Source organism: Streptomyces sp. HSS9-12 (genome assembly GCF_054963655.1).
The window spans coordinates 71,959-96,235 of the sequence record NZ_JBUEGC010000025.1; the positions used below are offsets into that span (position 1 = coordinate 71,959).

Below are 24,277 nucleotides of genomic sequence, written 5' to 3' on the forward strand. Positions count from 1 at the left end.
ACAGGGGTTCACTGATGAGGTGGTGCAGTGACCTGTGACCGCTGAGCCTGGACTCGAAGCCATCACCGGAGTGCGCCAGGCCGTCACGGTCGTGCTGCCGGTGCGGCTGCTCCACACCCCAGACTGGTCCGAAGGGCCGTTCCCCTTCGAGCTGGGCAGCCGGCGAACGGACGCCGCCACCCGGGCGACCTACTTCGCGCCCGCCTCCGCCCGGGTGCTGTATGGGGCGCACGGGCGACCGTGCCGCTGGTACCGGGCCGTGTCGGTCGATCACGACGGCCTGCACCTCCATGGCATGGAGCTGGTGCGCACCGCCACCGCCCGCAGTCCAGGACACGCCCTCGCGGTCCTGCATTTCACCGTGGACAGACCGCTGCTCCCCGTACTTCGGGCGATAGGCCATCGTCCGACGGCCGAACCCGACCCGCTCACCGGCCCGTTCGCGCCCGAACAGCTCCTCGGCGGCATCGCTGAAATCCGCCAGGGCACCGACACATTCGCGATCGCCCGCCCGTACACGATCGCCTTCCTGACCCCCGACGCCCATCACACGCCGGCGCTCCGGTCCGGGCCCGGGTCGGAGCTGCCCATCACTGCCGACCACTGGCTGTGGCAGCTGGCCTCCCGCTCGATCCCCACGGACTACCCACTCGCGCCGGAGACCGCCGCGGAACAGCTCAGTCAGGCCGTACGTATCTCTGCCGACTGGAGCGCCCTCGTGCTGCGGCACGGCGCGGCCTTCCTCGGCCACCGCGCGGACACGGGCGAAGGGGACTTCTTCGAGTTCGGCGCCCTCCACGCCCGCACCATCTACCTCGACGCCCTGCTGCTCGGTTCCCTCCAGCGCGACCACATCGACGAGCTCACCGACGAACTCTCCGGAGTCTTCGACGGCTCACGGCTCGCCGGCCGGGTCGCGGCGCTGGAGAAGAACATCGCCTTCTTCCGCAGCACGTACTGGCGCCAGCACCTGACCGCTCACGGACCCGCCAACGATCTGCTCCTTGCCTTCCAGACGCAGCACCGACTGCCGGTGCGCTTCAGCGAAATCCTGGCCGAAGCAGCGGACTACAGCCGGCTCGTCCAGACCCAGGAGAGCCAGCAGATCAGCGGCGCCCTCGGCGTCCTCACCATCCTCGGCCTCCCGCTCGGCACGGCTTTGAGCATCCTGCAGGTCCTCGGCGACGAATCCCTGAGCCACCTGCTGATAGCGCTCGGCATATCCGTGGCCGCCACCGCGGCTGCTCTCATCACGCGCTATGGGCGCCTGGTGCTGTCTTCGCTGCGCGGCAATCCGGGACCCGAGCCGCCTCGCTGAGCCAGGGCGGTCCCGTAAGCAGCGGCGGGGGCGCCTGTCGGCGTGGAAGGGACGAGGAGGCGGCGGGCATGGTTTCGGAGACCATCCGGCCGCCTTGCGAAGGGCGGCTGTGAGGGCGCGGGCGGTGTCGAGGTTGCAGCGTGGCGCCCACCGCCCCGGGGGTCGTCGGCGTTCGGGCCCTGGTGATCACGTCCCCGGCCGGAGCGATCAGCCTTGCCGTGGCGGGAGGCTGCGCCCTGGTACCTGTCGCCCGGCGGTGGACCGCCAGACATTTGCCCGCTGTTTACCGTTCCATCGCATCAGACGTCGCCGCTCCTTCACCATCGCCGGGGCACTCTTCGACACAGGAAGTCTCTGCCGATGCTTCCGCATGCGCTCCTGTATTTGTGTGAGGTCTCCATGCCGTCCTTCCTCGCTTCTGTGCTGTCCAAGATCGCTCTCGCGGTGGTCGAGACGATGATCGTCGAGCTCGCCAAGACACTCCTGGCCAAGCTGGGCCGCCGCTCCGCAGCCGAGCCGGCCTTCGCCTGATCCCTACCCGCCCGCCGACCCGGCGGCCTGGGGGTACCGTGACTTCACGGCCTTGCGGCCTGCGGGGGCTCCCGGGATTCGGGCAATTGTGTTGCGCAGGGCGATGCCCAGCGGATGGTCCGGTTGCCGGCCGATCCGCCAGTCCTGGCGAGCGGCTCAGGCAACCGACTGGCTGCGGGGACGGCGCCCGGCGTCGTATCGGAAGGCCGCTGTGAGGGCTTCGTGGGTCACTGGACCACCTTCCGAAGGGCAGCGGTGAGGGCGCGGGCGGTGTCGAGGTTGCAGCGGCCCAGCTCGACGAGCGGGCGGGGCTCGGTGAGACGCGTGCACGACACGAGGTCGATACCCAGGGACGGCAGCGTGATGCCGATTGCCGTCAGTGCGTTCTGGAGGTCGACCACGGCCTCGGTGGACATGCTGATCGCCTCGGTGACGGCGTCCAGGGAGGGGCGGGAGTACATGGGGTATCGGGCCTTTCGGTAGTGCGGAGATGTCGGGCGCCCAACGAGCGGGCTGGAAGTGCAACAGGCGCCGGTTGTCACGAACTTCACTCACAGCATGACCAGGCACGGCTACGCTGAGTAGGGAGATCAACCCAGCAAGTACGTTGCAGCAAGGGATATGGCCATGACCCAGCCCAAGCACCTCGACCCGTACACCTCGCCCCGTGCCTTCTACGGTGCGGAGCTGCGCCGTTTACGGGAGGCGGCCGGCCTGTCCCAGGAACAGCTCGGCGAGCGCGTCTTCTGCTCGGGCACCTACGTCGGCCAGTTCGAGTCCGCGACGCGGCGGCCCCAGCCGGACGTGTCGAAGCTGTTCGACGAGGTGCTGGGGACCGGCGAGCACTTCCAGAGGCTGTGCGAGCTGGCGCGGCAGTCCAAGCACGCCGAGTACTTCGCCGATGCGGCGGAGATGGAGAAGCTGGCGAAGACGATCAGCGAGTACGCGCCCATGCTGGTACCGGGCTTTCTGCAGACCGAGGCATACGCTCGCGCGGTCACAAGGGCGACACTCCCCTTGGCTCCTGATGAGGAGGTCGAGGGCTACGTGCGGACGAGGATGGAACGGGCGCGTCTGCTCGACGACCCAACAGCGCCCAAGTTGTGGGAGATCGTTCACGAAGCCGCGCTCAAGGTTCCCGTGGGAGGGCCCAAGGTGATGCGTGGGCAGTTGCTGCACCTTGCCGCATCCGCCCGGTCTCGACGCGCCCTCATTCAAGTGCATCCGTACTCGGCGGGCGCACACACTTTCATGACAGGCATGGTCTCCCTCATGACCTTCGACGACGCCCCGGCTGTCGCCTACGTCGAGGGCGCGCATATCGGCCAACTCATCGATGAACCGGCACTGGTTGAGCGCTACCAGGCGTCATACGATCTGGCCAGGGCCGCCGCACTGTCGCCGGAGGCGTCCCTCACCCTGATCGAGTCGGCGGCGGAGGATTACGCGACCCATGAGTACCGCACATGATCTGAGCACCGCCGTCTGGCGCAAGCCGTCCTACAGCAACGGCGAAGGCGGCAACTGCATCGAGGTCGCGGACGGCTTCCCCGGCGTCGTACCAGTCCGCGACAGCAAGGACCCCGAGGGCCCCGCCCTCGTCTTCCCGGCCGAGAGCTGGGCCTCCTTCGTGGCGTCGGTGAAGAATGACACGTTTTCTACATCCTGACGGCTGCTCACAGTTCAGGTCTTGCCAGATCCGCATCCGCTCATCCAAGCCTCGGCGTGCTGTACCCGCGTGCTCCCAGCGGCACGGACACTGCGGTTACCAGCCTCAGCGGTGGATGGAGACGATCTCCACACGGGCGTTCATCGCGCGCAGCTGGTGGACAGCTTGGAGAAGAGACACCTGGGCGAAGGCAAAGAGTGAGTTGACGGTAATGTCCTCGCCGCCCTTCAAGAGGATGGCGTAGACGAGAGTGAGCGCTCCCAGGTCTTCCTTCACGGGGTGCTCGGGGTCGTGCTCGGCAAGGGCTGCGAGGAACTTCTCCCGTACCTGGGGATCGTTGCGAAGGACCTCGACGGCAACCCTTCCCTGGGCGAAGAGGTGGTTGAGCGGAGCGGTCTTCTCTTTCGCCTGCTTGACGCAGATGAGCTGGTTCTGCGGGCCGAGGACATCGCAGATCTCCAGGCCACCGCCCCGGAACTTCGGGGTGACGATGCCCTTCTTGTCGAAGAGGGTGTAGCCACGCTGCTTGGCGACCTCGATGTTGTACGCGCCCTCGTTGCCCTCAGACCACGGAGGCAGAGTGACGCTCGCCGGCCGGTTGAACAGCTCGGCGAGCTCCTGCTCGATGGAGGTGAGGTAGTCCGCACCGATCTCGTACCAGCGACCCTGGCAGTAGAAGTAGCGGCCCGAGCCCATGGGCACGTCGGCGGTCAGCCAACGATGGCCCGAGACCTTGCCACTCATGGGGGTCTCGCACTCGGCGTCTCCGAACATCTGGACGCGGACATCCTTGAGTGCTCCGAGCCGGCTCCCCGCCGGGCGTGTGTGCACGAGGTCCAGGAGAGCACCCAGGTCCAGCTCCTCGACCGTCTCGGATCGGGTGCGCTTGGTGACCTGGAAGGTCTGCGCCCCGGCGAAGTTGTCCAGGCACTCGCTTGGCACGCTGATGGCCAGGCGCGGACTGGAGGGGTTCGCGAGGAGATCTTCCAGCTTCGCCTCCAGCGTCTGCACTACCTCGCTCTTGCCCTTCAACGCACGGATGCGGTCGATGAAGCCGAGTTCCGGCAAGGGCTCAGGGCGGGAGCACACCTCCTCGATGGCGCTGAGGTCGTTCAGGAACTCGGCCGGGCTCGTGGCCAGAGGAAGGTGGATGCAACTGTCGCTGCTGACGACGCGCACCGTACGGCGCCGTCCGCCGCTGTTGTAGGTGAGCGGTACGGACGACACCATCCCGCTGATCTTGGTGATGATGGCTCCGACCCTTTCGATGCCGAAGTCGCCGATGCGCTCGCCGCGAGTCGTCGCGTTCTCGTCGGTACGCCCGCGGGCGTCCATGATCTGGCGCCGCACGAGCAGAATGCTGTCCTCGTCCAGGCAGCGGGTGGCGAACTCGAGCCCGAAGTCCGAGTCCAGCCTGAACGGGTCGATCATGTGGTGTCCTACGCCGTAGGTGAGGGCGTAGACCGCGCGCTGAGTACGCACCAGCAGCAGCCCGGCAGCGGCCCGGTTGTCCTCCTGGACGGGAACGCCCGTGAGCCTCTCGACCACACGGCACCAGTCTGCTCGGCCGCGGGCGATGGTGCCGGTGACCACCAGCCCTTCGACCCCGTCGTGCTCGAAGGAATGGGCGCTGTATCCCTCACGCTGGAGGTGGTGTTCCAACACGAGCTCACGGAGGTCGAGCTCCGAACCCTCAGGGGTCCTGAGCCGGTAGAGGGAGCTCTTGCGGGTGTCGGGAATGCGCTTCCCTTTTCTCTGCGATGTCATGGTGGATTCCTCCTGGAGTCTGTTGACTTCACGGATACGGATACGGGGTGCGCACCGACGGAGCGGGGGGAAGTCCTCGCCCGCAGGAGGCGGGCGGTTCAGTCATGGGTGCGGTGCTCAGTCGCGTGGACTCGCGCGTAGACGGAGAGGAACAGCTCGAGGTCCGCGCGCTCGTCGGCTGATGCCTCACCGGAAGCAATCCGGATGGCCGCCTCGCGGTGTGCACGGCTCAGGTAACCGGTGCGCTCCAGGTGGTGCCACAGGAGGCGGAAGGTCTGCTGGTGGTCGCGCAGGTTGGTCTCGTACGACTTCTTCGTGATGCGACGAGCCTGGTCCATCAGCGCCCGGAGGTTGTCCCCGCCGTCCCGCTTTTCCAGCTGCGCCAAATGGCTTTGAAACACGGTAAGTTCCGGCTCGGGCGTCTCGTCCGTCGTGGTCACCCGGTCCCTACTCCCATGTCGCTCCCTCTTGTCGCGGGTACAGAGCCGTGGCCGGTCAACCGACCTTGATCCACTCCTGGCAGCGCTGGGTCTGGAAGTACTCGCCCTTGTTGAGCGTCACGCGGCCCGGGCCCTTGAGGTTGTTGTTGGCGATGATCGCGTCGAACTCGCCGCTGGCGTCTTTCAGCCGAGCCCAGTAGCAGCCGAACGAGCCGTCCGCTCCGGCGGTCTTGTACGTGCCGGGCTTGATGTCCTCGCCGACCAGGTACTCGCCGTCCCCGGCGAAGCTGTCGGCCGGGCCGGGTTCCTTCGTCTTCTTCGGCTTGGCGGTGACCGTCTTCGTCACGGTGGGCGCCGGCTTGGCCTCGGCGGTCTCGGTGGCGGTCACGGTTGCGGTCGGCCGCGCCTTTGCGGGGCTCGCGGAGGCGTCGGCCTCTCCGCCGCCGGCGGCGCCGATGGCCGTACCGAAGATCAGTGCGGCGAGGGCGACGGCACCGTGGGTGAGCAACGCCTTGTGCATGGACGGCTTCTGAGACGGCGGCGGTACGGGGCCATAGGCGTTCGGGACGCCATAGGCGGCGGGGCTCCCGGCCTGGGTGTGCGGGCCGAAGCCGGCGGGTCCGGGCTGCTGCGGGTCAGGAGTGTTCATGGCTCATGCTCCGATCGGGCGGTGAAGTGATATGGGCGGTACGGCTGTTGCGGCCGTACGTGAGAAAGGGGCCGGTCACCAACCGCGGATCTTGCGGCTGTACTCGGTGTCCGGGTGCAGCAGGGCATCGGCGACCCGGCCGCCGGAGTCCTTGGCGCCTCCGCCGAAGTTGAGAACCCCCTGGGCGTTCGCGCTGGCGGCGACGCCGTCCCAGTAGCGGGCCTCCCGCTGCCAGCGGACCGACTCGAGCAGCCCCAGCAGTTCGTGCTCGCCGAGCCGCCTGCCGCCGTCCGCCCAACTGGTTGCCTGGTGGGCGGCGATGCCGATTCCGGCGAGCACGGCGGGTGCGGACACCGCGTCACGCGCCGCGAAGTGCGGGTACAGGCGGGCGATCAGGGACGACAGCAGCGGAGCGGAACGGGGTCACGGTCAGCTGAATGCCCTCGACGGTGGCCGTCGGCATGGTGATCGACATGGATGGTCCCCCTATGGCTGGTCGGTGTTTCACGGCGGCGCACGGCCGCGTGGGGCGGCGCATGGGCATGACGGACGAGCGCTTGCCGAAGCGAAGGCCGCAAGTGAGCCGCTCCCATCCGGAAACGACACCAGATAAGCATGACAGTGAAAGCATCGTCAATCAGCTTGCGTGATCTGGAGCGGTGTATTCTCTTGGCAGTCAGCTCAGTCAGCTCGCTCGCCCCGGACGTCAGGAACGTCATGCCGAAGCCCTCCGCCCAGGTGACCGCCGCCGAGATCTCCCGTATGGCCGGAGTCACGCGCGCCACCGTCAGCAACTGGCGCCGCCGGCACGAGGACTTCCCGGCCCCGGCCGGCGGTACGGACAGCAGCCCGCTGTACGACCTCCACGCCGTACGCGCCTGGCTGGAGGCGCGCGGTCATGTATCGGCCGCCACCCCGTCCGAGGAGCTGCGCACCGTGCTGCGCCTGCACCCGGGCGGCGGCAGCGCCGCGACCCGCGCCCTGCCCCTGGTCCTCGCGGCCGCGAGCCTCGACAAGGACCAACTCACCGCGATGACCGAGCTGTCCGACACCGACCTGGCAACCCGGGCCCGGGACGCGGTGGCCGCACTGTCGGGGACCGTCCCCGGCACGGACGGCGTCCACTATGACCGGGCGGACGCCGATCTGCTGCGCGCGCTCCTGCGCTGCGTACGGGACGACGGCGGGCAGGACGCTCTCGACGTCCTGGCCGAAAGGGAGTTGGACGACAGCGCCGCGAGCGGCGCCTACCAGACCCCGAAGCGCCTGGCCGACCTCATGGCCCGGCTCCTCACACCGGGCACCGGCCCGTATCCGACGCGCGTGCTCGACCCGGCCTGCGGCAGTGGCACCCTGCTCGTCGCCGCCGCCCGGCACGGCGCGACCGACCTGTACGGGCAGGACAGCCTGCCGGTCCAGGCCCAGCGCAGCGCCGTACGGCTGCGGCTGTCCGCCCCGGACGCGGACGTCACCATGCGGGTCGGCGACAGCCTCCGCGACGACGCCTTCCCGGACCTCACCGCGGACGGGGTGCTGAGCAATCCGCCCTACGGGGACCGCGACTGGGGCCACGACGAGTTGGCCTACGACCCGCGCTGGGCGTACGGCCTCCCCCCGCGCGCCGAGCCCGAACTCGCCTGGGTCCAGCACGCCCTGTCCCATCTCACCCCCGGCGGCCTGGCCATACTGCTGCTGCCCCCCGCCACCGCCTCCCGGGCCTCCGGCCGCCGGGTGCGCGCCGAGCTGCTGCGCGGCGGCGCGCTGCGGGCCGTCATCGCCCTGCCGCCCGGCGCCTCCGCCCCGCTCCACATCGGACTGCATCTCTGGGTGCTGCAACGCCCGGAAGCAGGCGGTACGGGAGCCCGTGAGTCGGTGCTGTTCGTCGACACCCTCGGCGAACCGGCCCCCGGTGTGCAGCGCGTGACGACGGGCCGCCGGGTCACCGACACCGCGCGGCAGGGGCGCGGCCCCGTCGACTGGGACGAGGTGACCGAGACAGCGCTGACCCATTGGCGGGCATTCGCCGAGGACCCGACGGCCTTCACTTCACAGCCCGGCACGGCCCACGCCGTCCCCGTCATCGACCTGATGGACGAGGTCACCGACCTCACCCCGGCCCGGCACGTCCGTACCGCCGCGCCCACCACCGACCCGGGCGCCACGGCACAGCAGGTGCGCGAACTCCGCGACCGGCTCGGCGAAAGCGTGCGCTCCCTCGCGGCGTCGAGCGCCCACGGCGACTGGCGGGCGGCCGACGAGGAGCCGCGCGCATGGCGTACGGCGACGGTCTCGGACCTCACGCGGGGCGCGGCGCTCACCCTCCACCGGGCAGTGCCGTCCGGCGCGCGGGGAGACAAGGACCCGGACGAGGTGCCGGAGGAGTACGCCGGACGGGCCGTCCTGACGGCGGGGGACGTGGCCGACGGGGGCCCCGCCTCCGGCAGCGCCGAGACATCCCGGATCGCGACGACGGTCGTCGTCGAACCCGGCGACGTCCTTCTACCGGCTGTGCTCAGCGGCCGGGGCGCCGCCGCCCGCGTCGCGGACGACCGGGACGCCGGCTGCCTGCTCGGACTCCACGTCCACCTCTTCCGGCCCGACCCCGAGCGGCTGGACTCCTGGTTCCTGGCGGGCTTCCTCAGCACCGAGGAGAACATCAGCAGCGCCTCCACGGGCAGTACGACCGTCCAGCTCACGCCTCGCCGGCTGCGCGTACCGCTGCTGCCGCTGGACGAACAGCGGCGCTACGGCGAGGCGTTCCGCCGTCTGCATGAGCTGCGCGGCGCCGCACGGCAGGCCGCGGAACTGGCCGCCGAGACGGCCGGGCTCCTCTCCACGGGCCTGACCAGCGGCGTGCTATTGCCTCCTGACGGCGATTCCGCCTGATACCGGTACGGCAGCCCCCCGACATCCACCACACTGGCTCTCCCCCGCCTTTCCGGGCGGACTGGTGAAGGGAACCCGAACGCGTTGAACAGCAGCAAGCACACGGAGTTGGCGAACCACGCCTGGTCCGTCGCCGACCTCCTGCGCGGCGACTACAAGCAGTCCGACTACGGAAAGGTGATCCTGCCGTTCACCGTGTTGCGACGCCTGGAGTGCGTCCTGGAGCCGACGCGGGACAAGGTCGTCGAGACGGTGGCCCGCTTCGCGGGCCAGGACATCGACACGGACCGCTTTCTGCGCAAGGCGTCGGGCCACGGCTTCTACAACGAGAGCGACCTGACGCTGAAGAAGATCGTGGGTGACCCGCAGCACGCGGCCAAGAACCTCCAGGTGTATGTGGGTTCGTTCTCGGACAACGCCCGAGAGGTCCTGGAGAAGTACGAGTTCGCCCAGCAGATCCGGCGGCTGGACGGCGCGAACCTGCTCTACCAGGTCATGGGTAAGTTCGCCGACCTCGACCTGCGGCCCGAGGTGGTCTCCAACCACAACATGGGCTACATCTTCGAGGAGCTCATCCGCCGGTTCGCGGAACAGTCGAACGAGACCGCCGGTGAGCACTTCACCCCGCGCGAGGTCATCAAACTGATGGTCAACCTGCTGGTGGCGCCCGACGCCGATGTGCTCTCCGTCCCGGGCGCGATCCGCAAGGTCATGGACCCGGCCTGCGGCACGGGCGGCATGCTCAGCGCGGCCGAGGACCACATCATCGCCCTCAACCCGGACGCCACGGTCGAGGTCTACGGGCAGGAACTCAACCCCGAGTCCTGGGCCATCTGCCGGTCCGACCTGATGATCAAGGGGCAGGACCCGGACAACATCGCCTTCGGCAACTCCTTCTCCGACGACGGTCACAAGCGGGCGAGGTTCGACTACCTGCTCGCCAACCCGCCGTTCGGCGTGGAATGGAAGAAGGTCAAGGACGACGTCGAGTACGAGCACAAGACGCTGGGTGACGCCGGCCGCTTCGGGGCGGGCCTGCCGCGGATCAACGACGGCTCGCTGCTGTTCCTCCAGCACATGATCTCGAAGATGAAGCCCGTCGACGCGAACGGCGGAGGTGGCAGCCGCATCGCCATCGTTTTCAACGGCTCACCCCTGTTCACGGGCGCGGCGGAGTCCGGCGAGTCCAACATCCGCCGGTGGATCCTGGAGAACGACTGGCTGGAGGCGATCATCGCCCTGCCGGACCAGCTCTTCTACAACACGGGCATCTCCACCTACTTCTGGATCCTGACGAACCGGAAGGACGCCGACCACAAGAGCAAGGTCGTCCTGCTGGACGCGCGCGACTACTGGCAGAAGATGCGCAAGTCGCTCGGCGACAAGCGCAAGTACCTGGCGGACGACCAGATCGCCGAGATCACCCGGCTGTACGGGGAAGCGCTGGAGGTCGCGAAGGACCCCGAGCACCCGCTGCACGGCAAGGTGAAGGTCTTCCACAACGAGGACTTCGGTTACCAGCGGATCACGGTCGAACGGCCGCTGAAGCTGCGCTTCGAGCTGACGGAGGAGACGCTGGCGGCGCTCGCGGCGGCGAAGCCGGTGGAGAAGCTGGAGCGGAGCGAGGAGTTCGTCGCGGCACTGCGCCCGCTGCTCGGCTCGTCGTGGCCGACGAAGACCGATGCGTTCCTGGCCCTCAAGGACGCGGTGGTGGCGGCCGGCCTGACGTGGCCGTCGGGCGCGCCGTTCGCGAAGGCCGTACGGGAGGCGGTGGGCGTCCGGGACCCTGAGGGCGAGGTCCAGAAGGTCAAGGGCGAATCGGAGCCCGACTCGGAGCTGCGGGACTACGAGAACGTGCCGCTCGGCGAGGACGTGGAGGAATACCTCAAGCGCGAGGTGCACCCGCACGTTCCGGACGCCTGGATCGACCACAGCAAGACCAAGATCGGCTACGAGATCCCGTTCACGCGGCACTTCTACGTGTACCAGCCGCCGAGGCCGCTTGCGGAGATCGACGCGGAGTTGAAGTCGCTGGAGGCGGAGATTCAGGCTCTGCTGGGTGAGGTGACGGAATGACGTTTCCCGCCAACTGGCAGACGCGCCGAGCTCGCTTCGCCTTCTCGCGTCGCGACGTACGAGGCGCTGACGCACCCTTGGCCTCCGCAACCAAAGATGGTGTCATTCTGCGAAGCGACCTGGACTTCGCGGTGTGGAACCCGGACTCCAACGTCAGTAATTACAAGCTCGTTGAGCCGGATGATTTCGTCATCGGCCTACGGTCCTTCCAACACGGCATTTCGCACTCCGCGGTGCGGGGCATTGTGAGCCCGGCATACACGGTACTGCGGTCAGCAAGCGACTTGGACCCGAGATTCTACAAGCACTATTTCCGATCCAGTCTGCTCATCTCCCACCTGGCAAACATCACACAGGGGATCCGGCAAGGGCAGGCGATTGACATTGAGGCCTTCGAGAACCTCCCGACGCCTGTCCCCCCGCTGGAGGAACAGCGCCGAATCGCCGACTTCCTCGACGCCGAGACCGCCCGCATCGATCAGCTGTGCGCACGCCGCCACAGTCAGATCAGTCTTCTCAATGAGCGTCTGCACTCAATCTGGGCGGATGTGATCATGAGCGATGGTGACCAGTCGGCATGGGTACCTATCCGGCGATTCATCACTGCTATCACAGATGGCCCGTTCGGTAGCGCACTGACGAGCAGCCACTACTCGGATTCCGGCGCTCGCGTGATCAGACTGGGCAACCTCGGTCGTGCAGAGTTTCGTGCAACGGACGCTGCTTACATCCCCCTGGAGTACTTCTCCGAGTTGAAGCGCCACGAGGCCCGCCCCGGAGATCTGATCGTCGCGGGTCTTGGAGATCAGAATCACCCCCTAGGCCGCGCCTGCATCGTCCCTGATGGCCTGGGGCCAGCAATGGTCAAGGCAGACTGCTTCCGTCTCCGCCTGGACCAGTCCAGCATCCTGCACGAGTACGCGGCATGGGCACTCAGCTCGCCAGTGGTAGCAGATCAAGTGACCTTGCTGGCGCGCGGTTCGACCCGCGCGAGAATCAATCTTGAGGTAGTGCGGGAGATCACGATCCCGTCGCCATCAATGAAGCGGCAGATTGATTCTGTACACATCCTTCAGCGAACTCGTACGGCATCGCAGGCAGTCGCGACACGGTGCCGTCAGCAGTTGGACCTTCTCACCGAACGCCGCCAAGCCCTCATCACTGCAGCCGTCACCGGCCAGTTCGACGTCACTACCGCCAGCGGACGCAACGTCACGGACGGAGTCGGACCATGAGTCCCATCCACCACGAGTCCGCCTTCGGTGACGCGATCGTCGCCGCCATGCTGGAACGGGGCTGGCGCGAGGGCAACCGGCACGACTACCGGCCCGACCTCGGCCTGGACACCAACCAGCTCTTCACCTTCATCGGCGCCACCCAGGCCGACGAGTGGAACGAGCTCATCTCGTTCTACGGCGGCGATCCCGACGAGGCCCAGCGCGGATTCGCCAAGCGGCTGGACCAGGCCATCGCCACCGAGGGCCTGCTCGATGTCCTCCGCAAGGGCGTGAAGGACCACGGCGTCCGCATCCGCGTGGCGTACTTCAAGCCGAACCTCGTCGCGGACGACTCCGTGCTCGACGCCTACCGGGCCAACCGCCTCACCATCGTCCGCGAGCTGGAGTACGCCACCAAGCAGGCCGACTGGGGCAACCGGCTCGACCTGACCCTCTTCCTCAACGGCATCCCGGTCGCCACCGCCGAGTTGAAGAACCCGCTCACCGGGCAGGGCGTCGAGCAGGCCAAGGAGCAGTACCGCTCCGACCGGGACCCCACCGAGCTGATCTTCACGCGCCGGGTCGTCGCGAACTTCGCCGTCGACCCGGACCTGGTCTTCGTCACGACCCAACTCCGTGGCGCTAAGACCCGGTTCCTGCCGCTCAACACCGGCTCCAACGGGCCCGGCCGGCCCGGCGGCGCGGGCAACCCGGCGCCCACCGCCCACGGCACGTACGCCACCTCGTACCTGTGGGAGCAGATCTGGCAGCCGGACAACTGGCTGGACCTGCTCCAGCGGTTCGTGCACCTGCACAAGTCCAGGACACCCGGCGGCGGCACCACCAAGACGATGATCTTCCCCCGCTACCACCAGTGGGACGTCGTCAAGAAACTCACCGGGCACGCCGCCCGCCACGGCGCCGGACACCACTACCTGGTCATGGCCTCGGCCGGCTCGGGCAAGTCCAACACCATCGGCTGGCTGGGCCACCGGCTCAGCGACCTGCACACCCCCACCGACCCGAGCGAGCTGGATCCGGAGGCCGCAGCAGGCGGGCTCAAGCCGGGCACGCCGGTCTTCGACAAGGTCATCATCATCACCGACCGCCGCAACCTGGACGCCCAGCTCCGGGAGACGGTCGGCAGCTTCGAGCAGACCGCCGGGCTCGTCGTGAAGATCGACGAGAAGCACGGGGCGAAGTCCGAGCAGCTCGCCAAGGCGCTCTCCCGCGAGACCGGGAAGATCGTCACCGTCACGCTGCACACCTTCCCCGCCCTCCTCGACTACCTCCGGCGCAACCCGACCGAGATCCAGGGCCACAACTTCGCGATCATCGTGGACGAGGCGCACTCCTCGCAGTCCGGGGACGCCGCCACCGCCGTACGGGCCGCCCTGCGCGACCTCGGCCTGGACTCCGACTCGGACGACGCGGGCGCCACCAAGGCCGAGGCGACCGCCGAGACGACCGCCGAGGCCAAGCTGAAGCGGAAGGCCGAGCAGCGCGGCCGGGCCGCGAACCTCTCCTACTTCGCGTTCACCGCCACGCCTAAGGCCAAGACCCTCGAACTCTTCGGCACCGCGGAGGTCGTCGACGGGAAGACGACGTACCGGCCCTTCCATACGTACTCCATGCGGCAGGCCATCGAGGAGGGCTTCATCCTCGACCCGCTGCGCAACTACGTCACGTACAACACGTACTGGAAGCTGGTCAACGAGAACCCGGACGAGCGCGAGGTCGACCCGTCCAAGGCGAACAGCCTGCTCGCCCGCTTCGCCCTCACCCACGAGTCGACGGTCGCCCAGCACGCGCAGGTGATCGTCGAGCACTTCCTGGCGCACACCCGCGGCCGACTCGGCGGCCGGGCCAAGGCCATGGTGGTGACCGCCTCCCGGCAGAGCGCCGTGCAGATGGCCCGGGCCATCAAGAGCTACCTCCGCGACCGCGAGTACGACAGGAAGTACCCGGACCTCGGCGTCCTCGTCGCCTTCTCCGGCACCCTCACCTACGAGGGCGAGGAGACCACCGAGTCGAAGGAGAACGGCGGCCTGGCGGAGAGCGCGCTGCCGAAGGCGTTCGCGTACACCCGCGCCGACGACAAGGCGACCAGATCCGGCGGCCCCGGCCAGCGCGAGTACCGCATCCTGGTCGTCGCCGAGAAGTACCAGACCGGATTCGACCAGCCGCTGCTGACGACGATGTACGTCAATAAGACGCTGACCGGCGTCTCCGCCGTGCAGACGCTGTCCCGCCTCAACCGCACCGCCGAGCGCAAGACGCAGGCGGACCTCGCCGTGCTGGACTTCGTCAACGACGCCGAGGACATCCAGGAGTCGTTCCGCCCGTACTTTGAGGAGGCGATGACGCTCCCGTCCGACCCCAACCTGCTCTACACCGCGCAGAGCCGGGTGATGTCCGCGCCGATCCTGACCGAGCGGGAGATGCAGGAGTTCGCGGAGGCCTACCTGGCGGCCGAGGAGAAGGCGGCGGGCTCGCAGACCAAGTGGGAGAAGCTGCACGCCGAGCTGTACCGGCTCCTCGCCCCGGCCGTGGCCCGCTTCACCGCGCTGGTCGACAGCGAGGACGAGGACGACCAGGAGACCGCGGAGAGCTTCCGCGCGGACCTGAACGACTACGTCCGCAAGTACGGCTTCCTCGCGCAGATCGTCCCGTACCACGACCCCGAGCTGGAGCAGCTCCACCTCTACGGACGCCACCTGCTCAACCGGCTGCCGCGCCGCGCGGACGGCGGCGTCGACATAGGCGAGGTCGACCTGAGCCACATGCGGGTGGAGAAGACCGGCGAGCACGACCTCGGCCTCACCTCCGAGGGGCCGACCATGATGCCGGGCTTCGGCGACGGCACGGGCGGGGCCAAGGAGTCGGAGAAGTCGCTGCTGTCCGAGCTGATCGAGCGGTTCAACGAGAAGTTCGGCACGGACTTCACCGAGCAGGACGTCATCCGGCCGTTCGAGGAGGCGAAGGCGGACCCGAAGGTCAGGCTGGCCGCTGTCGCCAACAACGACGAGGAGAACTTCGCGGTCGTCTTCGACGATGTCTTCGAGGACAAGATGGCGGACCACATCGACACCATCGCGGGCCTGGGCCGCCAGTACTTCGGCCCGGACAAGAGCTTCCGGAGCTCGCTCAACCGCAGCGCCCGCCGCGCCGCCTGGCGGATGATCCGCCGGGAGGAGGGCGTCGAGGACGACGTGGCGTGAGGGAGTTCGGAGGCGGGGCGCCGGCCCGGCCCCGCTCCCGGCGGCTGGACGCGAGATCGCTCGACCGAACACACTGATCACGCCAAGTGGGGACCGCACCAGCGGGGGCACTGTGCAGACACGAACGATCGCCGGGCGCTATGAGCTCATCGAGCAGATCAGCTCCGGCGGCATGGGGACGGTCTGGCGCGGCTATGACGCCGTGCTGGACCGCCCGGTAGCCGTCAAGCGCATCCGTTCCGACATCGTGCACTCCGCCGAGCACGCCGAGGAGTTCGCCAAGCGCTTCCGCCGCGAGGCCCGGGTGACCGCGCGGATCGGCCATCACGGTGTGCCGCAGGTGTACGACGCGGTGCTGGACGAGTCGTACGACCGGCTCTATCTGGTGATGGAGCTGGTCCGTGGCACCTCCCTCCGCGGCTTCATCGACCCGGACCGGCCGCTTCCCCTCGGTTGGGCCGTGTCGATCGCCGCCCAGATCTGCACCGTGCTGTCCCACGCGCACGCCGTCCCGGTCGTCCACCGCGATCTCAAGCCGGAGAACGTACTCGTCGCCGCCGACGGCATGGTGAAAGTGCTGGACTTCGGTATCGCCGCCATCCTCCGCACGGGGGTCACGCGGATCACGGCGACCGGCAGCCCGGTGGGCACCAGCCGGTACATGTCGCCCGAGCAGATCCAGGCCGTGCAGATCACGCCGCAGAGCGACCTGTACGCCCTGGGCTGTGTCCTCCACGAACTGGTCAGCGGACGGTCGGTGTTCAGCGGCAGCGACTTCAAGCTCATGCAGCAGCACGTCTCCGTGAAGCCGCAGCCGCTGGGCGATCTCCGCGATGACGTCCCCAGCGCCCTGGAGGACCTCACGCTTGCCCTCCTCGCCAAGGCGCCGGAGCAGCGGCCTACCGACGCCTACGAGGTCTACGAGCGGCTGCTCCCCTTTCTTCCCCTGCCCGGGGCCGAGCCGCCCGCCGGCAGTGTCCCGGCGGACGTACCGGACCCCACGCTGCTGTACCGCCGCCCGAACGCCCCGCGGCCCCGGCCCGGCACCCCGTCACCCACCGTGCCGGAGACGGCGGTCATCACCCCGGCCGCCCAGCCGAAGGCCGTCCCCGCCACCCGGCTGCGGGACGCCATCAGGACCGCGGTGGCCCAGGCCACAGAGCTCGCGGAGGACGGTCGCTTCGTTCAGGCCGCCGAAGTGCTCCAGGCCGTCATCACCCCGGCGGCGGAAGCGCTCGGTCCCGAGAGCCCACGGGTGCTGAATCTGCGCAAGCGCCGTGCGGCGATCCTTGTCGTCGGCGGCGATCTCCGCACGGCGTTGCCGGAGTTCGACGCCCTCGCCTCCGCGTACCGCCGCACGGCCGGGCAGGGAAGCGAGGACGCACTGGAATGCCTGGGGCAGGCGGCCCGCTGCCGGGCCGAACTGGGTCAAGTGACAGCCGCGCTGGGCCAGTTCCGGGCCGTGCTGGACCAGGTGCGGGCTTCCGAGGGCGACGCCTCGGAGATGGCCCTGGAGCTGCGGCAGGACATCGGCGTCCTGCTGCTGTCCGAGGGCAGGACGCGGGAGGCGGTGGCCGTGCTCGAGCCCCTCCACGAAGACCTCTGCCTCGTCTACGGGCCACAGGACGAGAGCGCCCAGGAGGTGGCCGACATCATGGCACGCCTACGCCTCGCCGAGGGCTGAGCCTGGGAAACCGTCCGTGCATGCCGAAAGGAGCTGGGCTGCGGCCGTAGCCGCAGTGCCCAGCTCCTTTCGGCGGCGCACTTCGGGCCGTCAGTTCACCGTCGTCGTCCGAGCGTCGGCAGGCCTCCCGAGACGGTCCTCACGCTGGTGCCGCGTTCCGAGATATCGCGCAACTCTTCCCTGAACGCATCGGTCACACGGTCGCCGTCGTACATGAGCGCGTCGTCTCTCGAGAGAGAGGTGGGACGCGGGCGGTTGCCGTTCTGCTGGGTCTTCTTCTTGCCGGTCATGACCTGGTCCTTCTTCTTCTGCCCAGCCGTCACCTTGCCGACTTTCGAGCGGACGCCCTGCCGCGTCGTCACCGGTTGCGCCTGACGGCGCGCCTTCCCGGAACGGCCCTTCCCCTTCCCTCGCTGCCCCTTCTTGGGAGGGGAGCAGGCGCATCCCATGCCGATGAGAAGTTCGCATCGCTTGCATCTGGTTTCCGTCACCCAAGCCCCCCAGCCAGAGATGCCGACGTCGACGGGGCTCGTTCCCGGACTTCCGCCGACTTGACTGCTACCAGCCTGATGCCAGGGAGCACCTTCGTCAATACGTTTGACAATGCTTTCAATTCGACATGAGGTCCGATCCGCTCACGATCGGAGGGTGGCGGGCGGCTCTCACTGTCTGGGCGTTACGGACTTCACTCACAGCCTGATCGGCCACCGCTACGCTGAGTAGAAGATTGCATCGGCAAGTCAGTTGTGAGCAGGGGACGTTCGGCCATGACCCAGCCCAAGAACCTCGACCCGTACACCTCGCCCCGCGCCTTCTACGGCGCGGAGCTCCGCCGTTTACGCGAAGCCGCCGGGCTCTCCCAGGAACAGCTCGGCGAGCGCGTCTTCTGCTCGGGCACGTACATCGGCCAGTTCGAGTCGGCGACGCGGCGGCCCCAGCCGGACGTGTCGAAGCTGTTCGACGAGGTGCTGGGGGGCGGGAAGCACTTCCAGCGGCTGTGCGAGCTGGCCCGCCAGTCCAAGCACGCCGAGTACTTCGCGGACGCGGCGGAGATGGAGAAGCTGGCGAAGACGATCAGCGAGTACGCGCCGTCGCTGGTACCGGGGTTGCTGCAGACCGAGGCCTACGCGCGGGCCATCACCCGCGCCACACTCCCGCTCGCTCCAGCCGAGGAAGTGGAACAACACGTCCGCACCCGCATGGACCGGCAGCGGCTGCTCGACAACCCAACATCACCTCAGCTGTGGGCCGTGCTCCACGAGACGGTTCTGCGGGTCCCGATGGGTGGGCCGTCTGTCATGCGGGATCAGCTCTGTCACCTCGCCGCTCTGGTGCGCTCACACCGAGTGCTGGTACAGGTCCTCCCGTTCGCAGCAGCAGCCGACGCCGCTATGAACGGCATGGCATCCGTCATGGCCTTCGACGCAGCGCCGCCGGTCACGTACGTGGAGAGTGCCCACACTGGCCAACTCATCGACGATCCAGCGCTGGTCGAGCGCTATCAGAGGTCATACGATCTCGTCAGGGCCGCTGCTATGTCACCAAAGGCGTCCCTGGCCCTGATCGAATCGGCCGCGAAGGACTACACGACACCATGACCACCGGACACGACCTGAGCACCGCTGCCTGGCGCAAGTCGTCCTACAGCAATGGCGAAGGGGGAAGCTGCGTCGAGGTCGCGGACGGCTTCCCCGGCGTCGTGCCCGTCCGGGACAGTAAGGATCCCGAGGGCCCCGCACTCGTCTTCCCGGCCGAGAGCTGGGCCTCCTTCGTGACCGCGGTCAAGGGCGGAGCATTTCCCTCCCCCTGACAGCTACAGCGGGGTGGAGAGCTGGCCTGGCCGTGGCGGGAAGCTCCGTCCTGGTACCTGTTGTCCCCTGGCGGTGGACCCCCAGACGGCTTGGCGGGGACCACTCAGCTCTTCGGCTTGATGTTCGCGTTGAGACGGAAGAGATTTGCGGGGTCGTATGTCGCTTTCACTGCCGAGAGCCGTTCGTAATTCCTGCCGTAGCTCTCACGCAGGAGTTTCTCGCCCTCCTCGAGGAAGCCGGGGAAGTTGAGGTAGATGCCTCCGGCGGAGAACGAGCGCAGGTCGGCGAAGGTATCGCGTACCCAGGTCACGTTCTCGGCCGAGTCGGCCTCCTCTTCCCAGTTCCCCTCGATTCCGAGCAGATAGGGCACGCTGCGGTTGGCGAAGGCGGTTTCCTCCTCGCCCACCTGCGCCATCGCGCCGCCCTGGTACCAAACGTCGATGGTCGAGTTCGGCGACGGCGCGGCGGCGGCATGTTCGCCCAGATGCTCGACCAACTCGTCGCTGAGATCGGCCGCGTTCACGGACTTCCAGTAATAGTTCCAGCCGTCCGGGTAGTCGGCGTCCAGAAGTGTCTGCGCCTCCGTGTAGGTCACGGCGCCGCTGAGGTCGCAGATCGGCTCGGTGATCTCCCGGAGCGGCTGCAGGGCTCGCTCCCCCTCCGCCGGGTTGCCGGGGAACAAGGCAAGGAGTGCCACGTACGGCTCTCCGTACGAATCCGGCGGGAACTCATCGGCCTCTGGCACTCGGCCGAGCACCCCGAGCGGACCCACCTGATCAGGGGCTTCGGACAAAAACCGCTCGCAGGACTGGAGCACATTTCTGGCGTGGTCCGCGGGGTAGAACACAAAGCAGAAGAAGACCTCAGGCCCGACGGGATGCAGGCGGTAGTCGAACGATGTCACGACGCCGAAGTTGCCACCCCCGCCGCGGATCGCCCAGAAGAGGTCCGCATTCTCGCTCTCGCTGGCGGCAAGGAGGCTCCCGTCGGCGGTGACCACCTTCGCTGATACGAGGTTGTCGCAGCTCAGCCCGTATTTGCGCCGAAGCCAGCCCATGCCCCCTGACAAGGTGAGACCGGCGATCCCCGTCGCCGACACCACTCCCATGGGAGTGGCGAGCCCATGGCGTTGGGCCTCGCGGTCGAGGTCTCCCAGCGTGCAGCCGCCCTGCGCACGCGCCGTGAGTCCCGCGGGATCGACGTCGACGGCCGTCATCATCTCCGACAGATCGATGACCAGCCCACCGTCGCAGAGCGCGTGGCCGGCCACGCCGTGCCCTCCCCCGCGTACGGCGAACAGCAGCTTGTTGTCGCGGGCGAAGTTCACTGCGGCGACCACATCCTCGTCACCGTCGCATCGGGCCACCAGTGCCGGGCGTCTGTCGATCATGCCGTTCCAGATCTTTCGCGCCGGCTCGTAATCCGGGTCCCCGGGCCGGATCAGCTGTCCCCGCAGCCGCGAGGCGAAAGCGTCCACCAAGGCGCTAGGGATGTCAGCCGCCCTGCCCCGCCGTTCACTCTCCTTGCTCATCGGCGTGCCGCTGCTGTGGCTGTGCCGCCCGCTCATGGTGATCACCTCCCAGTTTCAGCATCACGCCGTCGGGGATGAGACGCGATCCGAGCCGTTGCGCACCATGGCGCGTGGCCGTGGAGGCACGTTCAGACGACCTTGCCCGTCGAACCTGCACGGTGTGGATCAGTCGGCCGCGAGCCGCTCCAGGCCGGGCCCGGCGAACGGCAGGCTGTTCGAATTGCGTGGCTCCGTACACGGCGGGACGCTGGTCATGTCAGTTCGCGGCGTCCGGTTGCACGCTTCGGGTCCATGCCAGGCGCAGGGGCGTGCTGGCGCACGACCGACTACCAGCGGCCCAGGCAAAAGGGAGCTGACCTGCCCATCCGACAGCCCAGCCGCCGAGCGGCACATGCGAACACCCGAGAGGCCGGACTCCGAGACGGCCCGGTGAACGCGGTGGGAGACCGCAGCGGTGGGAGGGTCCGCGCTCCCAAGGGAAGATCGTCATGGACAGTGCAACTCTGGAAGCGATGAAGACCACGCTGCGCGGGCCGGTCATAGATCCACAGGACCCCGAATACGACCAGGCCCGCCAGATCTACAACGCAATGATCGACAAGCATCCTGCCGCCATCGTGCGGTGCAGGGACGCGGCGGATGTCATGGACGCGGTTACGTTCATCCGCGACAACGGTCTGGAACTCGCCGTCCGGGGTGGCGGACACAGCGGCCCCGGCCTCTGCTTGGTGAACGGTGGCGTCACCGTCGACCTGTCGGCGATGCGCTGGGTGCATGTCGACCCCGCCGCGAGGACCGCCCAGGTCGGCGGCGGCAGCCAGCTCCACGACCTCGACCACGCCACCCACGCCTTCGGGCTGGCCACACCGGGCGGCATCATCTCGATGACCGGCGTCGGAGGCCTGACTCTCGGCGGCGGTCATGGCTACCTCACCCGTAAGTACGGCCTGACGGTGGACAACGTGCTGGCCGCGGACGTCGTACTGGCCGACGGCACCTTTGTCACGGCGAATGAGACCGACCACCCGGACCTGTTCTGGGCCCTCCGGGGTGGCGGCGGCAACTTCGGCATCGTGACGTCCTTCACCTACCAGCTGCACCCAGTGGACACCGTCGGGGTCGCGATCACCCTCTGGCCGGTCGAGCGCACCCGCGAAGTGCTGGCGTGGTACCGCGAGTTCCTCCCGCACGCGCCCGAGGACGTCTATGGGTTCTTCGCACTCATCGTCGTCCCGCCCGGCCCGCCCTTCCCCGAAGAGATCCATGGGCAGAAGGTGTGTGGGGTCGTATGGTGCTACACGGGTGATCCGAACCGCACCGAGGAGGCTCTCACGGCGGTGAACGAGCCCGGGCCGCCCGCCTTCCACTTCACGACACCGATGCCGTACCCCGCGTTGCAGAGCATGCTGGACGACCTCATCCCCACCGGTTACCAGTGGTACTGGCGCGGCGACTTCTTCGACAGCATCCCGGACGCCGCCATGGACGTGCACCAAAAGTACGGCGAGAACAACCCCACCCAGCTGTCGCTGATGCACCTCTATCCGGTCGACGCGGCCGCCCACCAAGTCGCCGGGGACGACACCGCATTCAGCTACCGGGACGCCCTCTGGTCCGGGGTCTTCGCCGGCGTCGACCCCGACCCGGCCAACGCCGACACCATCAAGCAATGGTGCGTCAACTACTGGGAGGAGATGCACCCCTACTCGATGGGCGGCTCGTATGTGAACTTCATGGGGGCTGGCGAGGCCCAGGACCGGGTCCGGGCAACGTACCGCGACCACTACGACCGGCTCGCACAGGTCAAACGAGCCTACGACCCGGACAACTTCTTCCACGCCAACCAGAACATCAGGCCCGCTCAACAGCAGTGACCCGAGGGGACTTTGCCTTACACGTGTTGCCGCCTGGAGCCTTGGGAACCCAGCCGCGAGGTCATGAGGCGGTAGGATCACCGCCGATGGACGCGAGTGCGGGCAATGAGCTGATCACCATCTCGCGGGGGCGGGTGACGCTGTCGGACCGTCGGACGCAGCGCAGCTGGTCGGTCGAGCTTGAGCCGTATCGGCTCGCGGTGCTTCCGGTCACGCAGGCACGGTATGCACAGGTCACCGGCCAGCGGCCGAGCACCGCGCAAGGCGATCAGCTCCCCGTCGAGAACGTGTCGTGGTGGGATGCGGTCCGATTCTGCAATGCCCTGTCCCAACGCGAGGGGCTGGCGCCCGTGTATCGCCTCCATGGCGACGGCGAGGGGATCGAGTGGGACGCATCCGCTGACGGGTACCGGCTGCCGACCGAGGCCGAGTGGGAGCACGCATGTCGTGCCGGTACGACCGGTCCGCGGTACGGACCACTCGACGAGATCGCCTGGCACCGCGGCAACTCGCACGACCGGATTCACAACGTGGGCGGCAAGCAGCCCAACGCGTGGGGCCTGTACGACATGCTGGGCAACGTTTGGGAGTGGTGCTGGGACCTCTACGACCCCGAGGTCTACGGCACCTATCGGGCCGACGGAGGCGAACGCAGTCGTGGGCAACAGGGCGGCGGCATTCCCGAGAGTGCCTTTCAGAACAGTGCGTCGAGAAGTCATACGAACATCCTTGGGGTGGGGACCATCACGACGTGAAGGCTCAGGTATCCGCCGGCCCGCGCGGGCGACGAGACGGCCTGGCGCACCCTGCACCGCAGCCAGCAGGCGGCATATGAGACGGTCCTCGCCCCGGTCTGGTCCGTCGTACAAGATCTGCACCGTGAGGAGTTCACCCGCTACGCCCTGGCTGTCGCCGAGCACGGCGTGGCCGCCGCGCTGACCGGCTTGGCCCCGGACAGCCGTCTCCACGAGGGTGTGTGGGAATGGCCCGGCGCAGCGCCGGCCCGGGATATCTGTCTTGACGGGCGCGGCCTGGTTCTGCTGCCCACCTTCCACCACCCGGCGGGCCCACTTCTCCAGGACCACCCGGGCCGTCCCGCAGTCCTGACGTACCCAGCCGGTCCTGGGCTCGCTCCCACCGCAAGGCGCCCGGCCGTCCCCGCCGAGGCCCTGGCCGCCGTCCTGGGCCACACCCGGCTCGACGCCCTGCGCCTCCTCGCCGAGCCTCACACCACGACATCCCTGGCCCGCGCCCTCCAGGTCAGCAACGCGACAGCCTCATCCCACGCGGCGGCGCTCAGATCGGCAGGCATGGCGACGACGACCCGCACAGGCCGCTCAGTCACCCACCAGCGCACGGCCCTCGGCACACTGGTCGCGGGCGGCCACCAACGCACCGACGCCCTCTGCCGTGCGGGACGCACTGGATACCGCCGCCGGTGCTCGGTCATGGTTCCGCCTGACGATCGACCGCTTGGTGGAAGAGCAGTACCGGCCGGGTTAAGACACCAGCTGATCAATAGCTTTGGTGACACACGGTTACCAAACGTTGAGACTCTCCTCAGGAACTGGCGACGCGAGCCCACCAGTAATCTGCCGCTAAT

At 68.1% G+C, this 24,277-nt stretch carries 21 protein-coding genes; 14 read left to right on the forward strand and 7 right to left on the reverse strand.

Features of this window, described 5'->3' with window-relative positions:
• Nucleotides 1-34: 34 nt before the first annotated feature.
• Together ACY34J_RS15675 and ACY34J_RS15680 are read left to right on the forward strand one after the other, a co-directional pair.
• Complete coding sequence (locus tag ACY34J_RS15675; RefSeq protein WP_462727090.1) at nucleotides 35-1,318, forward strand: hypothetical protein; 1,284 nt, start codon at nucleotides 35-37, stop codon at nucleotides 1,316-1,318.
• Between the two features lie 360 nt (nucleotides 1,319-1,678).
• Nucleotides 1,679-1,849 carry a hypothetical protein gene (locus ACY34J_RS15680; protein WP_462727091.1) on the forward strand — a complete coding sequence of 57 codons (171 nt, stop codon included), beginning with the start codon at nucleotides 1,679-1,681 and terminating at the stop codon, nucleotides 1,847-1,849.
• Between the two features lie 227 nt (nucleotides 1,850-2,076).
• Here the strand turns inward: ACY34J_RS15680 and ACY34J_RS15685 are convergent, their stop codons facing one another.
• Nucleotides 2,077-2,310, reverse strand: a complete 234-nt coding sequence (locus tag ACY34J_RS15685; protein ID WP_462727092.1) for a hypothetical protein — start codon at nucleotides 2,308-2,310, stop codon at nucleotides 2,077-2,079.
• Between the two features lie 166 nt (nucleotides 2,311-2,476).
• On the opposite strand from ACY34J_RS15685, the gene ACY34J_RS15690 reads away from it, so the two are divergent.
• Both ACY34J_RS15690 and ACY34J_RS15695 read left to right on the forward strand, forming a co-directional pair.
• Nucleotides 2,477-3,319 carry a helix-turn-helix domain-containing protein gene (locus ACY34J_RS15690; protein WP_462727093.1) on the forward strand — a complete coding sequence of 281 codons (843 nt, stop codon included), beginning with the start codon at nucleotides 2,477-2,479 and terminating at the stop codon, nucleotides 3,317-3,319.
• Nucleotides 3,303-3,518 (forward strand): DUF397 domain-containing protein, encoded by a 216-nt coding sequence (locus tag ACY34J_RS15695; protein ID WP_462727094.1) that lies wholly within the window; start codon nucleotides 3,303-3,305, stop codon nucleotides 3,516-3,518. Before ACY34J_RS15690 ends, ACY34J_RS15695 begins: the two co-directional genes overlap by 17 nt.
• Nucleotides 3,519-3,623: 105 nt before the next feature.
• On the opposite strand, the gene ACY34J_RS15700 is transcribed toward ACY34J_RS15695, so the two are convergent.
• The 4 genes from ACY34J_RS15700 to ACY34J_RS15715 form a co-directional block, all read right to left on the reverse strand.
• A complete protein-coding gene (locus ACY34J_RS15700) occupies nucleotides 3,624-5,285 on the reverse strand; it encodes a DUF6119 family protein (RefSeq protein WP_462727095.1) in 1,662 nt (553 codons plus the stop codon).
• A 98-nt stretch (nucleotides 5,286-5,383) separates the two neighbouring features.
• Entirely contained in the window at nucleotides 5,384-5,725 is a 342-nt protein-coding gene (locus ACY34J_RS15705) for a hypothetical protein (protein ID WP_462727096.1), read from the reverse strand.
• Nucleotides 5,726-5,780: 55 nt separating this feature from the next.
• Nucleotides 5,781-6,374 (reverse strand): hypothetical protein, encoded by a 594-nt coding sequence (locus ACY34J_RS15710; protein WP_462727097.1) that lies wholly within the window; start codon nucleotides 6,372-6,374, stop codon nucleotides 5,781-5,783.
• 75 nt (nucleotides 6,375-6,449) lie between these two features.
• The gene (locus ACY34J_RS15715; protein WP_462727098.1) at nucleotides 6,450-6,728 is read right to left on the reverse strand and encodes a hypothetical protein; all 279 of its coding nucleotides are present in this window, start codon (nucleotides 6,726-6,728) and stop codon (nucleotides 6,450-6,452) included.
• A gap of 83 nt (nucleotides 6,729-6,811) precedes the next feature.
• Between ACY34J_RS15715 and ACY34J_RS15720 the strand changes: the two genes are divergently transcribed.
• The 6 genes from ACY34J_RS15720 (at nucleotide 6,812) to ACY34J_RS15745 (ending at nucleotide 17,458) form a co-directional block, all read left to right on the forward strand.
• Nucleotides 6,812-7,024, forward strand: a complete 213-nt coding sequence (locus tag ACY34J_RS15720) for a hypothetical protein (RefSeq protein ID WP_462727099.1) — start codon at nucleotides 6,812-6,814, stop codon at nucleotides 7,022-7,024.
• 67 nt (nucleotides 7,025-7,091) lie between these two features.
• A complete protein-coding gene (locus ACY34J_RS15725; RefSeq protein ID WP_462727100.1) occupies nucleotides 7,092-9,260 on the forward strand; it encodes an N-6 DNA methylase in 2,169 nt (722 codons plus the stop codon).
• An 84-nt stretch (nucleotides 9,261-9,344) separates the two neighbouring features.
• Nucleotides 9,345-11,336, forward strand: coding sequence for a type I restriction-modification system subunit M (locus ACY34J_RS15730; RefSeq protein ID WP_462727101.1), 1,992 nt, complete (start codon nucleotides 9,345-9,347; stop codon nucleotides 11,334-11,336).
• The gene (locus ACY34J_RS15735) at nucleotides 11,333-12,571 is read left to right on the forward strand and encodes a restriction endonuclease subunit S (RefSeq protein ID WP_462727102.1); all 1,239 of its coding nucleotides are present in this window, start codon (nucleotides 11,333-11,335) and stop codon (nucleotides 12,569-12,571) included. The genes ACY34J_RS15730 and ACY34J_RS15735 overlap by 4 nt, the downstream gene beginning before the upstream one ends.
• On the forward strand, nucleotides 12,568-15,774 hold the full coding sequence (locus ACY34J_RS15740) for a type I restriction endonuclease subunit R (protein WP_462727103.1): 3,207 nt from the start codon (nucleotides 12,568-12,570) through the stop codon (nucleotides 15,772-15,774). Before ACY34J_RS15735 ends, ACY34J_RS15740 begins: the two co-directional genes overlap by 4 nt.
• Nucleotides 15,775-15,886: 112 nt before the next feature.
• Complete coding sequence (locus tag ACY34J_RS15745) at nucleotides 15,887-17,458, forward strand: serine/threonine-protein kinase (RefSeq protein WP_462727104.1); 1,572 nt, start codon at nucleotides 15,887-15,889, stop codon at nucleotides 17,456-17,458.
• 95 nt (nucleotides 17,459-17,553) lie between these two features.
• On the opposite strand, the gene ACY34J_RS15750 is transcribed toward ACY34J_RS15745, so the two are convergent.
• A complete protein-coding gene (locus ACY34J_RS15750; RefSeq protein WP_462727105.1) occupies nucleotides 17,554-17,820 on the reverse strand; it encodes a hypothetical protein in 267 nt (88 codons plus the stop codon).
• Nucleotides 17,821-18,225: 405 nt separating this feature from the next.
• On the opposite strand from ACY34J_RS15750, the gene ACY34J_RS15755 reads away from it, so the two are divergent.
• Together ACY34J_RS15755 and ACY34J_RS15760 are read left to right on the forward strand one after the other, a co-directional pair.
• Nucleotides 18,226-19,056: a helix-turn-helix domain-containing protein gene (locus tag ACY34J_RS15755; protein ID WP_462727106.1), complete on the forward strand. Its 831-nt coding sequence runs from the start codon at nucleotides 18,226-18,228 to the stop codon at nucleotides 19,054-19,056.
• Complete coding sequence (locus tag ACY34J_RS15760) at nucleotides 19,053-19,268, forward strand: DUF397 domain-containing protein (RefSeq protein ID WP_462727107.1); 216 nt, start codon at nucleotides 19,053-19,055, stop codon at nucleotides 19,266-19,268. Before ACY34J_RS15755 ends, ACY34J_RS15760 begins: the two co-directional genes overlap by 4 nt.
• A gap of 104 nt (nucleotides 19,269-19,372) precedes the next feature.
• Here the strand turns inward: ACY34J_RS15760 and ACY34J_RS15765 are convergent, their stop codons facing one another.
• Nucleotides 19,373-20,836 (reverse strand): FAD-binding oxidoreductase, encoded by a 1,464-nt coding sequence (locus ACY34J_RS15765; protein ID WP_462727108.1) that lies wholly within the window; start codon nucleotides 20,834-20,836, stop codon nucleotides 19,373-19,375.
• Between the two features lie 452 nt (nucleotides 20,837-21,288).
• Here ACY34J_RS15765 and ACY34J_RS15770 point away from each other — a divergent pair, with 452 nt between their 5' ends.
• Nucleotides 21,289-22,674 (forward strand): FAD-binding oxidoreductase, encoded by a 1,386-nt coding sequence (locus ACY34J_RS15770; protein WP_462727109.1) that lies wholly within the window; start codon nucleotides 21,289-21,291, stop codon nucleotides 22,672-22,674.
• 86 nt (nucleotides 22,675-22,760) lie between these two features.
• Complete coding sequence (locus ACY34J_RS15775) at nucleotides 22,761-23,429, forward strand: formylglycine-generating enzyme family protein (RefSeq protein ID WP_462727110.1); 669 nt, start codon at nucleotides 22,761-22,763, stop codon at nucleotides 23,427-23,429.
• Nucleotides 23,430-24,277: the final 848 nt, after the last annotated feature.